The organism is Paraburkholderia phytofirmans PsJN (assembly GCF_000020125.1).
GTDB lineage: Bacteria > Pseudomonadota > Gammaproteobacteria > Burkholderiales > Burkholderiaceae > Paraburkholderia > Paraburkholderia phytofirmans.
The window spans coordinates 1,155,709-1,168,516 of the sequence record NC_010676.1 but is presented as its reverse complement, the minus strand read 5'-3'; the positions used below and the strand labels follow the sequence as shown (position 1 = coordinate 1,168,516).

Sequence of the window (12,808 nt, the reverse complement as noted above, 5' to 3'; positions counted from 1 at the left end):
GCCTGCGCGCCGCATCCCGCTTCGACGACGGCGCGCGAAAAAATCGCGCCGACTCTGACGCTTGCCGCCGCGCTTACTCGAAAGCCGGATCGATCGGCACGCGGTATCCCACTGCCAGCCGGTTCGTCTCGTTGGCCATGCCCACGACCGCGAGCAATTCGCCGAACATCTCGTCAGTCATGCCGGCGCGGCGCGCGGCCGCCGTGTGACTCGCCACGCAGTAGCCGCAGTTGTTCGTCACGCTCACCGCGACGTAGAGCAATTCCTTGATGAACGGATCGAGCGCACCGGGCGCCATCACGTCCTTCAGGCTGTCCCACGTGCGCGCGAGAGTTGGCGGATGCTGGGCGATGTACTTCCAGAAGTTGTTGACGTCGTCGACCTGACGGGTCTGTTTGATATCGTCGTACACGGCTTTGACTTCCGGCGACGCCGCAGCGTATTCGACGGCTTTGAGCTGGCTCATGCGTTCTCCTTTCCTTGCTGACGAGATTCCGTGAACCCTGCGCGCCTTGTGCACGATTCGCGGTAGCGGTCTATTGTGACGTGATTTTCAGCGGGCCTCACAACTGCATGACGCGCCAGACGGATGTCGCTGATTCGCCGACACTCGTTGTGCGCCGAGTTGGCCGCTCGCCATCACACCACGCCGGGGAAATCGCGGCAAAGCATATGGCGCGCCGCTTTAGCGCCGATGGCATGGTGCGTGCATTCCGGGGACATGAGCGCGGCATTTTTCCGCTCTCCTCGATCCACCTCGATGCACTCACTCCGCTGGAGATCCACCATGAAAACGCTCGTCCTCAAAGACCTCGCCCGCCTCGACGAACTCGACCGCGCGGCATCGCTATCCGTTCGCGGCGGCACTGGCTGCCTGACGCGCCAGCCACCTTCCGGTTATGGCGGACTGGATCAGCCGATGCACATCGAACGCGGCTGGAGCCCATGCCCGCCGGTTCATTTCGGCTGCGGACCGGTCTACTTCCCGTTCGACCCGCTGCCTTCGCACAAGGAACTGAAGGTGGTGCCGCTGTAGTGCCGCAGCAGGCCGAAAGGCAAACGGCGCCGCCTGTTTGCGCCGTGGCGTGGCGAGCGCGCAAGCCTGAACGCGCTCACCACGCCTTTTTTTCGTGCTACTCCGTCTGGTCACGCAGTCGCAATACCTGGCCGCCCGCGCTGTCTTCCACCAGCCAGCCGGCCGCCGTCATCACGTCGCGCAGACGATCCGCTTCGCTCCATTGCTTTGCGGCGCGGGCTCTTTCGCGTTGATCCGCGAGGGCCGCGATCTCCGCCGGAAGCTCGGGCGTATCGACGTCCTTCCAATCGGCGAGACCCAGTCCAAGCACGACGTCGAAGCAATCGACGCTCGCCCTTCGCGTTGCCGGCGGCAGATCGCTTCTGACCACGTCCCACAGCACCGCGAGCGCGCGCGGCAGGTTCAGGTCGTGATCGACCTCCGCCTTGAAACGCGCCACGCTCGCTGCGTCCGGCTTGCCGCCTTGCGGCCATCGCGCGTAGCTGCGGCGCAAACGGTCCAGTGCGGCTTGCGCGGCATCCAGCGCGGCCTCGCTGAAGCGCAGACTGCTGCGGTAATGCGCGCTCAGGCATAAATAGCGATACGCGAGCGGATCGTTGCCCCGTTCGCTCAACGTCTGCAAACGTAAGAAGTCACCGCCCGACTTCGACATCTTGCCGGCGTCCAGCAACAAAAAATGGCCGTGCATCCAGAAGTTGGCCAGACGCGTGCCGTAGCGCGCCTGGGTTTGCGCGATCTCGTTGCTGTGATGCACCGGAATGTGATCTTCGCCGCCGCAATGAATGTCGAACCACGGGCTCAAATACTTCGCCGACATCGCCGAGCACTCGATATGCCAGCCGGGAAAGCCGCGTCCCCACGGACTGTCCCACTCCATTTGCCGCGTGGCGCCGGGCGGACTGAATTTCCACAGCGCGAAATCGGTCGCGCGCTGCTTCTCGCCGGGCGCGACGCGTTTGCCCGCCTGCAAACCCGCCACATCCAGACGCGCCAGATAGCCGTAGTCATCCTGCCTGCTGGTGTCGAAATAGACGCCGTCGGCCGTGCGGTACGTAAAGCCGTTACGCTCGAGTTCGGCAATGAAGTCGATCTGCTCCGCAATGTGATCCGTCGCGCGGCACCAGAGCGCGGGCTCCAGCAAGTTGAGCGCGCGCCAGTCGTTCATGAAGGCCGCCGTGTACCGCTCGGCGATCGCCCACGCCGATTCGCCAGTGCGCCGGCTGCCCTTCTCCATCTTGTCCTCGCCTTCGTCGGCGTCGGATACGAGATGGCCAACGTCGGTGATATTCACCACGTGCCGCACGTTATATCCGTTCAACACCAGCGCGCGCCGCAGTACGTCTTCGAACACGTAGGTCCGCAGATTGCCGATGTGCGCATGGTCGTACACCGTCGGGCCGCAGCAATACAGGCCGACGTGATCCGGATGAATCGGCGTGAATTCGCGCACGGTGCGCGTCCAGGTGTCGTACAGGCGAAGCGGCATGTGATGTCTCCAGGCGAAGGGTGTTCAACAAGCGTTCAAAAGCAAAAAGGCCACCGGTCGTATGACGGGTGGCCTCAGGGATGCGAATGTGCGCAGATCGACTTGCTAGACGCAAGCTCCCATCGGCAGGCTGTGACAGCATGCGCGCAAAGAATGCGGACGGGAAAGGATAGAAGCGATCATGGCAACGATCCTAACGCGGGTTTGCCGGTTCGGTCAATCTTCAGCGCACCTCAGGCAGCCAGATGCGCCCGCGTTCGTCGCATGAAAAAGCCCCGCAGGACTTTCGCCTTGCGGGGCTTCGTTTCGAACGGAATGTTCGTTCGTTCAGCGCGACATCATGTGCATGCTGACATTGTGCATGACCCACAACGTGCCGCCGATCACGATGACCGCGGTCAGCAGCGTGAAGGCGAACGCCATCACATTCCAGCGCTGCTCCGACGACGTATTCAGATGCAGGAAGAAAATCAGGTGCACGACGATCTGCACGAGCGCGAGGCCCGCGATCGCGAGCAGCGCGTTCTCGCCGGTCAACGTGCCGGTCATGACGAGGCCGAAAGCGGCGACGGTCAGAACGACGGAGAGAATGAAGCCGGTCGTATAGCTGCCGATGCTGCCGTGACTTTCACCTGCGTGGGCGTTATGGCTATGGTCCATTTAGATCACGCTCGCGAGATAGACAAAGGTGAAGACGCCGATCCACACGACGTCCAGAAAGTGCCAGAAAAGGCTCAGGCACGTCAGGCGGATCATGTCGCGTTCGGTCAGATCACGATGGCTGATCACCTGAATGGCGAGCACCACCATCCAGATCAGGCCGCACGTGACGTGCAGGCCGTGCGTGCCGACCAGCGTGAAGAACGACGACAGGAATGCGCTGCGGCTCGGGCCCGCGCCTTCGGCGATCAGGTGCGAGAACTCGCGCAGTTCCAGCACGAGAAACGCGAGACCGAGCAGGAACGTCACGCCGAGCCAGAAGAGCAGCACGCCCTTGCGGTTCTTGTGCGCGCCGAGCATCGCGAAGCCGTACGTGATACTGCTCAGGAGCAGCATGGTCGTCTCGAGCGCGACGCCCGGAATCTCGAACAGATCCTTGCCGCTCGGACCGCCCGCGAACTGGTGGCCCATCACTGCGAACACCGCGAACAGCGCCGCGAAGATGATGCAGTCGGTCATCAGATACAGCCAGAAGCCGAACACCGATTGCGACGGTACGTGGTCCGCGTCGTGATGCGAGTGCGCATCCATAGTCTTGGTCAACATCAATCCACCTCCAACGCGACTCGCGCACCGGCGCCAGAGCGTTTCTCTTCAATTTCCGCGACCGTGGCGGCCGGGATGTAATAGCCTTCGTTCTTCTGGAAGCTATAGACGATCACGGTGCCGATCGCGCCGACCAGGCCGACGATCGCCAGCCACCAGATGTGCCAGACACCGGCAAAGCCGAGCACCAGCGAGAACAGACCGGCGATCACACCCGCGGACGTATTCGACGGCATGTGAATGTCGCGATACACCGGCTTCGCTTGCGTATCCTTGCGCGCCTTCATGTCGGTGAACGCGTCGAGCTTGTGCACCGTCGGGATGATCGCGAAGTTGTAGACCGGCGGCGGCGAGCTCATCGCCCATTCCAGCGTGTGGCCGTTCCACGGATCGCCCGTGAGGTCGCGATTCCGCGGCAGATTGCGGTCGCGAATGCTGACGACGATCTGCAACACCTGCAACGCGATACCGATAGCGATCAGCGCCGCACCGCCCGCGGCCAGGATCAGCCACGGGTGCCACAGCGGGTTGTCATAGTGGTTGATACGGCGCGTCATGCCCATGAAGCCGAGCACGTACAGCGGCGTGAACGCCACCCAGAAACCGATCTGCCAGAACCAGAACGATGCCTTGCCCAGCTTTTCGTTCAGCTTGAAACCGAACGCCTTCGGGAACCAGTAGTTGAAGCCGGCCAGATAACCGAACAGCACGCCACCGATGATCACGTTGTGGAAGTGAGCGATCAGGAACAGGCTGTTGTGCAGCACGAAGTCCGCGCCCGGGATCGCCATCATCACGCCGGTCATACCGCCGATCGTGAACGTGATCATGAAGCCGATGGTCCACAGGATGGGCGGCGTGAATGTCAGCCGGCCCTTGTAGATCGTGAACAGCCAGTTGAACACCTTCACGCCGGTCGGAATTGCAATGACCATGGTGGCGATACCGAAGAACGCATTGACGTCCGCGCCCGAACCCATCGTGAAGAAGTGATGCAGCCACACGAGGAACGACAGCACCATGATCGCGCAGGTCGCCCATACCATCGTCTTGTAGCCGAACAGCGGCTTTTTGGCGAAGGTCGCCACGACTTCCGAGAAGATACCGAAGGCCGGCAGGATCAGGATGTACACCTCGGGGTGACCCCATGCCCAGATCAGGTTCAGGTACATCATGGCATTGCCGCCGCCATCGTTCGTGAAGAAGTGCATGCCGAGGTAGCGGTCCAGACCCAGCAGCGCGAGCGTCACGGTCAGGATCGGGAACGAAGCCATGATCAGCACGTTCGTGCACAGCGCGGTCCACGTGAACACCGGCATCTTCATGAACGTCATGCCCGGCGCGCGCATCTTCACGATCGTCGCGAAGAAGTTCACGCCGGTCAGCAAGGTGCCGATACCGGAAAGCTGCAGGCTCCACAGGTAATAGTCGACACCGACACCCGGACTGAATTGCAGTTCGGAGAGCGGCGGATACGCCAGCCAACCCGTTTGCGCAAACTCACCGATCACCAGCGAGATGTTGATCAGGATCGCGCTGACCGCGGTCATCCAGAACGAGAGCGAGTTGATGAACGGGAACGCGACGTCGCGTGCGCCAATCTGCAGCGGCACGATGATGTTCATCAGGCCGATCATGAACGCCATCGCCATGAAGAAAATCATGATGACGCCGTGCGCCGTGAACACCTGGTCGTAGTGATGCGGCGGCAGGTAACCCGGGTTCGCATAAGCGAGCGCCTGTTGCAGACGCATCATGATCGCGTCCGCGAAACCGCGGAACAGCATGATCAGCGCCACGACGATGTACATCACGCCGAGCTTCTTGTGGTCCACCGACGTGAGCCACTCGGTCCACAGATAGCGCCACTTGCCGAAATAGGTGATCAAACCCAGCAGCGTCGCACCGCCGATGGCGATCATCGCGGCCGTGACCATGATGATCGGCTCGTGGTACGGAATCGCGTCTAGTGAAAGTTTACCGAACATGCGTTACCCCTTGCCCTTTGGCGCACAGTTGGCGTCCTTCATGTTGTCGAGGACGTTGCCGTTGTTGTATCGGGCAATGATGTTGTGAAAGAGCTTCGGATCGACGCTCGAGAAGTAGCGCACCGGCTCTTTCTCGGTCGGCGCGGACACCGTGTGGTAACGGTCCATGCTGAGGTTGTCCGACGATGCGCGCACTTTCGCAACCCATGCGTTGAACTCTTCAGGCGAGGTGGCGAGCGCGCGGAACTTCATGTCCGAGAAGCCCTTGCCGCTGAAATTCGCCGAGGCGCCCGCGTAATTGCCGGCTTCGTCCGCGATCAGATGCAGGCGCGTTTGCATGCCCGCCATCGCGTAGATCTGGCCGCCAAGTTGCGGAATGAAGAACGAGTTCATCACCGTGTCCGACGTGATCGTGAAGTTCACCGGCGTGCCGACCGGGAACGCCAGCTGGTTCACCGATGCAATGCCGAGGTCCGGATAGATGAACAGCCACTTCCAGTCGAGCGCGACGACTTCGACGTTGATCGGCTTGACCTGCGACTCGAGCGGCTTGTACGGATCGAGCTCGTGCGTGGTCTTCCACGTCAGCACGGCGAGGAACAGAATGATCAGCGTCGGAATCGTCCAGATGGCGATTTCAATACCGGTGGAATGCACCCAGCCCGGGCGGTAATCGGCGGCTTTATTCGACGCGCGATAACGCCACGCGAACAGCAGCGTGAGCGCGATCACCGGCACGACCACGATCAGCATGGCCCAGGTGGACGTGGCAATCAGCTCACGTTCCGCCAGACCTACGCTCCCCTTCGGATTCAGAATATCGAGGTTGCTGCAACCCGAGAGCAGCAACACGAGGCTCGCGGAAATGAAACTCATCGACCCTCGCAGAGTCTTTCCTTTCATATCCATTGCCTCTTTTTTACGTCTTCAACGAACGTCATTCGACCGCTCTCCAATAGTAAGCGCTCGCATAATAGGGGCACGCAAGGCCGTAATAAACACTCGATTTAGCAACGATCTATTGCGTCGCAGCACAGTGCGACACGTTGCCGCACAGCTGCGCGCGAATGAGCGTTTGCAATGCCATTTGCCGAGTATCGACATGCCGGCGAAACGCGAAAACCCCTTTAAACAAGCGCAAAAACGCAGCACGGCCTGAGGGGCCGCGCCGCGCGTCATGCGTGCACAGAGACTTGATCCCTAAGGGAAAAGCGCGTTGGCGGCGCGGCATTCGCCGAGTGAATGCTGCGCCTGCGCAATGCCTCGTTCGATTAGCCCGGCGAGCGGGCCGTCGCGGCTGCCGGCGCCGGCACTGCGGCTTGCAGATGCTCACCGCCATCAGCCGGCGCGGTGCCCGAAGGATGAGCCGAGCGCTCCGATTGAGCCAGCAGCGTGCCAACCGACGGATCGATCGCGTCGGTGAACGGCTTCGGATTGATGCCGATGGCGAGCACCAGCAGCGCCATCGCGCCGAGCAGCACGAATTCGCGCTTGCCGAGATCCTTGAGGTTCGCGACGCGCGCGTTGGCGATCGCGCCGAAGATCACGCGCTTGTACATCCACAGCGTGTAGGCCGCGCTCAGGATTAGCGTGGTGGCCGCCATCGCGCCGATCCAGAAATTGAAGCGGATCGCGCCCATCAGCACCATGAATTCGCCGACGAAACCCGACGTGCCGGGCAGGCCGATGTTGGCCATGGAGAACAGCATCACGAACGCGGCGAAGCGCGGCATGGTGTTGGCCACACCGCCGTACTCGGCGATCGACGCGGTCTTCGTGCGGTCGTAGAGCATGCCCGTGCACAACAGCATCGCGCCCGACACGACGCCGTACGACAGCATCTGCACGATCGCGCCGGCCTGGCCGATGCGGTTGAACACGAACAGGCCGAGCGTGACGAGGCCCATGTGCGCGACCGTCGAATACGCGAGCAGGCGGCGCATGTCGGTCTGCACGAGTGCGAGCAGGCTCGCGTAGATCACCGCGACGAGCGAGAGCGTGATCATCATCGGCGCGAAGAAGTGGCTGGCCTGCGGCGCGATCGGCAAAGCGAAACGCAGCAGACCGTAGCCGCCCAGCTTCAGCATGCCGATCATCACGGCGGCGCCCGTCGGACCATCGAGGTGGACGTCCGGTAGCCACGTGTGCAGCGGCCACATCGGCACCTTCACGCCGAACGCGGCGAGGAAACCGAGGAAGATCAGAACCTGCGGCCACGTGCCGAGGTGCGTCTCACGCCACAGCGCGAGGTCGAAGCTGTGCGTCTGGCTGTATAGATACAGCATCGACATGAGCATCAGCAGCGAGCCGAGAAACGACACGAAAAAGAACTTCACCGCGGCGTACGAGCGGTTCGACTGGCCCCACGTGCCGATCAGCAGATACAGCGGAATCAGCGTCGCTTCGAACGAGATGAAGAACAGCATGCCGTCGAGCGATGTGAACACGCCCTGCATGAAACCCGACAGCATCAGAAACGCGCCGAAGTACTGGGCGGTCCGCTCGGTGATCGATTCCCACGAGGCAACCACGATGATGATCGTGGTGAGCGCGGTCAGTGCGACGAGCCACAGCGAAATTCCGTCCACGCCCACATGCCAGGCGATATCGAAGCTGGGCGACCAGCGTGCGTTCTCGACGAACTGCATCGACGTGACGTCGTTGCGGAAATTCGTCACCAACGGAATCACCGGCAGGAAACCCGCAATTGCGCCGATCAGCGCGAGCCACCGGGTGCGACTGCGTGCCGCGTCGGATCCGGCGCGCAAAACCACCACGCCGGCGACAATAGGAATCCAGATTAGAAGGCTAAGAAGAGGCAATGGCATGTGCTCTATCGAAAACTTGAAGTACAAAACGCCGCATCAACGCTTTCAAAATGAAAAGCGCTGAAATGGATATGTAGGCTGGATTTCGCTGAAATGGACGTGGAGTCGGGGTTGTCCGCTACACGTTTACCCGCAGTCGAATGACCAAGGGTGGGAGATTACCAAGATAAGAATACTTTTGCAGCGCAACAACGCGGCAAAGCCGCTGGCAATGTATTGTTGCGACGCCTGCGCTTGCGAAATGGATAAAAATGTGCAGACGCACAAACCCGGCGGCGCGGTGTCGCGGCGGCGAATTTTGCCCGAAAAAGCGCGCAGTTGACGATCATTTGGGAACCGTTGCGCCAGTGCGTCGGTGTGCATCTCTGCCCGGAACGGAACATGCTGACGCATGGTGCGGTGGAGGCATGGGTTTCGGGCGTCCGGAGAAAATTTTCCTCGTCGACACGCGGAAAAATTTTTTGATCGCGTGCTCTAAATAATCCGCATCGCGACGCTGAAATTTTTCCGGACGCGGTCGAGCGGGGTTCGGTTTTTTCAGGCCAGACCTGGGCACGGAGGCTTCTGCGTGCCTTACAGAAGCCGAATATACTTCGGCGATTCAAGCACCAATGTTCGTGCACGCGTGCACCGTTTTCCGGTCCGCGTTTCGCCCGCCCGGACGCCGCCCTCGCCGGCCACACTTTTCGGAAAACGCATGCTACGTGACGAAGGCGTCGTTCCCGCTCTCGAGTGCCGCGGGCTCAGCAAGACCTACGGCGCAGGCCGCATCGTGCTGGCGCAACTGGATTTCATACTCGGACCGGGTGAGTTCGTCGCGATCATGGGCGATTCCGGCGTCGGCAAGTCGACGCTGCTCAATCTGGTGGCCGGCCTCGACAGTGCGGACAGCGGCGAGGTGATCATCGACGGCAGCGCCGTTTCGCGTCTGGACGACGACGCGGCGACGCGCCTGCGACGGCAAAAACTCGGCTTTGTCTTCCAGGCGTTTCACGTGCTGCCGCATCTGACGCTTGCGCAGAATGTGGCGCTGCCACTGCTGCTCAACGAACTGCCCACCGCCGCCGCGCTCGACATGCTCGCGGCGGTCGGACTTGGTGGACGCGGCGATGATTTTCCGCGTCAACTCTCGGGCGGCGAATTGCAGCGCGTCGCGATTGCGCGAGCGCTGGTGCATCGCCCGAAACTGCTGCTCGCCGACGAACCCACGGGCAACCTCGATCCCGATACCGCACACGAAGTGCTCGGCCTGTTCCGTGCGCAAAGCAAGGCAACCGGCGCGGCCACGATCATGGTGACGCACTCGGAAGCCGCCGCGGCCGTCGCCGATCGGATCCTGATCCTGAGCGACGGCGGTTTGCATGCGACGCGTCCTTCCACCGCCACGACCTCCGGTATCTGCACACCTTCCGCCGATGACGTCCGCTGATTCTCGTCATCTACCGCGCTTGCGAGGCCATCGTGCTCTCGCGCGCTGGCTGCTCGGCGCCGAATGGCGCAGTCATCGCGGGCGCGCTCTGGTTGCGATTGCTACGATCGCGCTCGGCGTCGCGCTCGGTTACGCCGTGCAGTTGATCAACAGCGCGGCCTTCAATGAATTCTCCGCGGCGGCCCGCAGCCTGTCGGGCGAAGCCGATCTGCAGGTGCGCGGCGCCCAACCATTAGTCGACGAAGCCATCTATCCGCTGCTCGCCAACGCGCCCGGAGTCGCGCTGGCCAGTCCCGTGCTTGCACTCGATGTCACCGTGCCCGACCGGAGCGCCGCACTGCCGGTGCTCGGCATCGACGTTTTCAAAGCGGGCCGTATTGCGCCCGATCTGATCGGCGTGCCGTCGCCGGATAAACCGTTCGACAGCCTCGCGACCGACACCGTATTTCTCTCGACAGCAGCCCAGCAATGGCTGAAGGTGAAAGCAGGCGACGAGGTGGCGCTGCGAAGCGGCACCTCGATCGTGCATTTGCGCGTGGCGGGCGGCATCGTGAGAACACGGCCGGGCCAGCGGCTCGCCGTCATGGATATCGCCGCCGCGCAGTGGAAATTCGGCAAATTGGGCAAGCTGTCGCGAGTCGACGTGCAACTCGAACGCGGCGTCGACCGCGAGCGCTTCAGACGTGAACTGCAAGCGCGACTCGGCAACCAGTGGGTCATTGCCGAAACGCGTGACGCCGAAAGCCGCACCGATCGCCTTTCACGGGCGTATCGGATCAATATGAACGTGCTCGCGCTGGTGGCCTTGTTCACGGGCGCATTTCTGGTGTTTTCGACGCAGGCGCTGAGCGTCGTGCGACGCCGCGCGCAATTCGCCATGCTGCGTGTGCTCGGGTTGACGCGCGGCCAACTGCTGCGCCAGATCCTGGTGGAAGGCGCGCTGCTCGGTCTGCTGGGCTCGCTCGCGGGGCTCGCGCTCGGCTACGCGATGGCGAGCAGCGCGCTGCATTTTTTCGGCAGCGATCTGGGCGGCGGCTACTTTCCTGGTGTGCAGCCGCGAGTCGGCTTCGAACCGCTGGCGAGCGCGTTGTTTCTGATGCTCGGGCTGGCCGTATCGGTGTTGGGCAGTCTCGCCCCCGCGCTGGAAGCGGCGCGTGCGCGGCCGGCCACAGCGCTCAAGGCGGGCGCCGAAGAAGGCGCGTTGGCGCGGCTCGCCACACCGTGGCCCGCCCTGCTGTGTCTGCTGGCCGCCGCAGCGCTCACCCAGTTGCCGCCGCTCTTCGATGCGCCGATCGGCGGCTATCTGGCCGTCGCATTGCTGCTGGTCGGCGGAATTGCGCTGATGCCGCGCGTGACCGCGCTCATCTTCGGCGCGGCGAGCCGTGCTTTCGCCACGCGACGCCGGACCGGCGCGGCCGGCACGCTGGCGCTCGCGCGTCTCGCGAATGCGCCTGGGCACGCGTCGATCGCCATGGGCGGTGTGCTGTCGAGCTTTGCGCTGATCGTCGCGATGGCCATTATGGTCGCCAGCTTCCGGGTTTCCGTCGAAGACTGGCTGGTTCATCTGCTCTCCGCCGATCTCTATGTCCGCGTGGCGCCGAACGGCGACACCGGCGGTTTGCGGTTGGACGAACAGAGCCGGCTCGCGGCCGTTCCCGGTATTAAAACAGCCGCATTCGCCCGCACTTCGCATCTGACGCTCGACCCTGCGCGGCCCGACATCGCGCTGCTCGCGCGCGAGATCGACGCAGCCGATCCGGGCGCGAATCTGCAGATAACTGGAGCTGTGCTGCCGCCTGCGGAACTTCACGCCGGCGAAACGCCTGTTTGGGTATCCGAAGCAATGGTCGACCTGTATCAATACAAGCTGGGTCAGCGAGTTCGATTGCCGTTCGGCGAGCGCGGCCATGTGTTCGTGGTGGCGGGCGTATGGCGCGATTACGTGCGGCAGACCGGAGCCATTCAGATACGGCTTGCCGATTTCCGGCGCTTGACCGGTGACACGAGTGCAACCGATGTCGCCGTCACCGTTCAGCCGGGAACGAGTGTCGATCAGGTGGTCGAGGGGCTGCGCGCACTGCCCTTCGGCGCATCGCTGGATTTGTCGCTACCTGGTGAAATCCGCGCGCGCACGCTGGTGATTTTCGATCGCAGTTTTGCGGTCACCTATCTTCTCGAAGCGGTCGCTATCGTGATCGGCCTGTTCGGCGTGGCAGCCACGTTCTCCGCGCAGACGCTCGCTCGGTCGCGTGAGTTCGGCATGCTGCGGCACGTCGGCGTGACGCGCTCGCAGGTGCTCGCCATTCTCGCGCTCGAAGGCGGCATGCTCACCGCGTGCGGCATCGCACTGGGCTTCGTGCTCGGCTCTGCGATCAGTCTGATTCTGGTGTTCGTCGTCAATCCGCAGTCGTTTCATTGGAGCATGTCACTGCATGTGCCGTGGATCGCGCTTGCTACCGTCGCGGTGGTGATGCTCGCTTCGTCGTGTTCGACAGCAGTGATCGCGGGACGCGACGCAGTATCGGTGGATGCTGTGCGTGCCGTGAAGGAGGATTGGTGATGCGGTCTTTGTCCCGCGATTTGGCGCGGTGGGTTATGCGGACAGTGGCGGCGCGCTTTGATCGCGCTTTGTGGCGGCGTGAACCGGGGATGGTGGTCGTGGTTTCGGACGGGAGCACGTCGGAAGACGCGTCGATTGGGCGCGAGGTGTCGTGGGCGGGAGCGCGCTTCGATTTGGCCTCTGGCGGCCGGTATTGCGCCACTCTGCAAGTGCGT

Annotated in this window: 12 protein-coding genes; 3 read left to right on the top strand and 9 right to left on the bottom strand. The window is 62.5% G+C overall.

The features are described 5' to 3' along the window. Positions 1 to 73: 73 nt before the first annotated feature. Positions 74 to 466: a carboxymuconolactone decarboxylase family protein gene (locus tag BPHYT_RS24945; protein ID WP_012426890.1), complete on the bottom strand. Its 393-nt coding sequence runs from the start codon at positions 464 to 466 to the stop codon at positions 74 to 76. 173 nt (positions 467 to 639) lie between these two features. Next, entirely contained in the window at positions 640 to 789 is a 150-nt protein-coding gene (locus BPHYT_RS38780; protein WP_167315770.1) for a hypothetical protein, read from the bottom strand. On the opposite strand from BPHYT_RS38780, the gene BPHYT_RS24940 reads away from it, so the two are divergent. Continuing rightward, positions 788 to 1,036, top strand: coding sequence for a hypothetical protein (locus BPHYT_RS24940; RefSeq protein WP_012426889.1), 249 nt, complete (start codon positions 788 to 790; stop codon positions 1,034 to 1,036). The two genes, BPHYT_RS38780 and BPHYT_RS24940, sit on opposite strands and share 2 nt — an antisense overlap. A gap of 97 nt (positions 1,037 to 1,133) precedes the next feature. Here BPHYT_RS24940 and cysS read toward each other — a convergent pair whose 3' ends face one another. The 7 genes from cysS to BPHYT_RS24905 form a co-directional block, all read right to left on the bottom strand. After that, on the bottom strand, positions 1,134 to 2,522 hold the full coding sequence (gene cysS, locus BPHYT_RS24935) for a cysteine--tRNA ligase (protein ID WP_012426888.1): 1,389 nt from the start codon (positions 2,520 to 2,522) through the stop codon (positions 1,134 to 1,136). Positions 2,523 to 2,849: 327 nt separating this feature from the next. After that, positions 2,850 to 3,182: a cytochrome o ubiquinol oxidase subunit IV gene (gene cyoD, locus BPHYT_RS24930; protein ID WP_012426887.1), complete on the bottom strand. Its 333-nt coding sequence runs from the start codon at positions 3,180 to 3,182 to the stop codon at positions 2,850 to 2,852. Further along, positions 3,183 to 3,788, bottom strand: a complete 606-nt coding sequence (cyoC, locus tag BPHYT_RS24925; protein WP_012426886.1) for a cytochrome o ubiquinol oxidase subunit III — start codon at positions 3,786 to 3,788, stop codon at positions 3,183 to 3,185. Further along, entirely contained in the window at positions 3,788 to 5,776 is a 1,989-nt protein-coding gene (cyoB, locus tag BPHYT_RS24920; RefSeq protein WP_012426885.1) for a cytochrome o ubiquinol oxidase subunit I, read from the bottom strand. The genes cyoC and cyoB overlap by 1 nt, the downstream gene beginning before the upstream one ends. 3 nt (positions 5,777 to 5,779) lie before the next feature. Beyond that, entirely contained in the window at positions 5,780 to 6,679 is a 900-nt protein-coding gene (gene cyoA, locus BPHYT_RS24915) for a ubiquinol oxidase subunit II (protein WP_012426884.1), read from the bottom strand. Between the two features lie 368 nt (positions 6,680 to 7,047). Next, complete coding sequence (locus tag BPHYT_RS24910) at positions 7,048 to 8,604, bottom strand: NADH-quinone oxidoreductase subunit M (protein WP_012426883.1); 1,557 nt, start codon at positions 8,602 to 8,604, stop codon at positions 7,048 to 7,050. Positions 8,605 to 8,730: 126 nt separating this feature from the next. After that, positions 8,731 to 8,997, bottom strand: a complete 267-nt coding sequence (locus tag BPHYT_RS24905) for a hypothetical protein (RefSeq protein ID WP_041759125.1) — start codon at positions 8,995 to 8,997, stop codon at positions 8,731 to 8,733. A 304-nt stretch (positions 8,998 to 9,301) separates the two neighbouring features. Between BPHYT_RS24905 and BPHYT_RS24900 the strand changes: the two genes are divergently transcribed. Continuing rightward, positions 9,302 to 10,033: an ABC transporter ATP-binding protein gene (locus BPHYT_RS24900; protein ID WP_012426882.1), complete on the top strand. Its 732-nt coding sequence runs from the start codon at positions 9,302 to 9,304 to the stop codon at positions 10,031 to 10,033. Continuing rightward, on the top strand, positions 10,020 to 12,593 hold the full coding sequence (locus BPHYT_RS24895) for an FtsX-like permease family protein (protein ID WP_012426881.1): 2,574 nt from the start codon (positions 10,020 to 10,022) through the stop codon (positions 12,591 to 12,593). The genes BPHYT_RS24900 and BPHYT_RS24895 overlap by 14 nt, the downstream gene beginning before the upstream one ends. Positions 12,594 to 12,808 lie beyond the last annotated feature (215 nt).

What these genes read in the sequence shown, in the direction of transcription:
- BPHYT_RS24945 (WP_012426890.1), bottom strand. Translation starts at nt 466, where the DNA reads ATGAGCCAGCTCAAAGCCGTCGAATACGCTGCGGCGTCGCCGGAAGTC.
- BPHYT_RS24940 (WP_012426889.1), top strand. Translation starts at nt 788, where the DNA reads ATGAAAACGCTCGTCCTCAAAGACCTCGCCCGCCTCGACGAACTCGAC.
- BPHYT_RS38780 (WP_167315770.1), bottom strand. Translation starts at nt 789, where the DNA reads ATGGTGGATCTCCAGCGGAGTGAGTGCATCGAGGTGGATCGAGGAGAG.
- cysS (WP_012426888.1), bottom strand. Translation starts at nt 2,522, where the DNA reads ATGCCGCTTCGCCTGTACGACACCTGGACGCGCACCGTGCGCGAATTC.
- cyoD (WP_012426887.1), bottom strand. Translation starts at nt 3,182, where the DNA reads ATGGACCATAGCCATAACGCCCACGCAGGTGAAAGTCACGGCAGCATC.
- cyoC (WP_012426886.1), bottom strand. Translation starts at nt 3,788, where the DNA reads ATGTTGACCAAGACTATGGATGCGCACTCGCATCACGACGCGGACCAC.
- cyoB (WP_012426885.1), bottom strand. Translation starts at nt 5,776, where the DNA reads ATGTTCGGTAAACTTTCACTAGACGCGATTCCGTACCACGAGCCGATC.
- cyoA (WP_012426884.1), bottom strand. Translation starts at nt 6,679, where the DNA reads ATGAAAGGAAAGACTCTGCGAGGGTCGATGAGTTTCATTTCCGCGAGC.
- BPHYT_RS24910 (WP_012426883.1), bottom strand. Translation starts at nt 8,604, where the DNA reads ATGCCATTGCCTCTTCTTAGCCTTCTAATCTGGATTCCTATTGTCGCC.
- BPHYT_RS24905 (WP_041759125.1), bottom strand. Translation starts at nt 8,997, where the DNA reads ATGCGTCAGCATGTTCCGTTCCGGGCAGAGATGCACACCGACGCACTG.
- BPHYT_RS24900 (WP_012426882.1), top strand. Translation starts at nt 9,302, where the DNA reads ATGCTACGTGACGAAGGCGTCGTTCCCGCTCTCGAGTGCCGCGGGCTC.
- BPHYT_RS24895 (WP_012426881.1), top strand. Translation starts at nt 10,020, where the DNA reads ATGACGTCCGCTGATTCTCGTCATCTACCGCGCTTGCGAGGCCATCGT.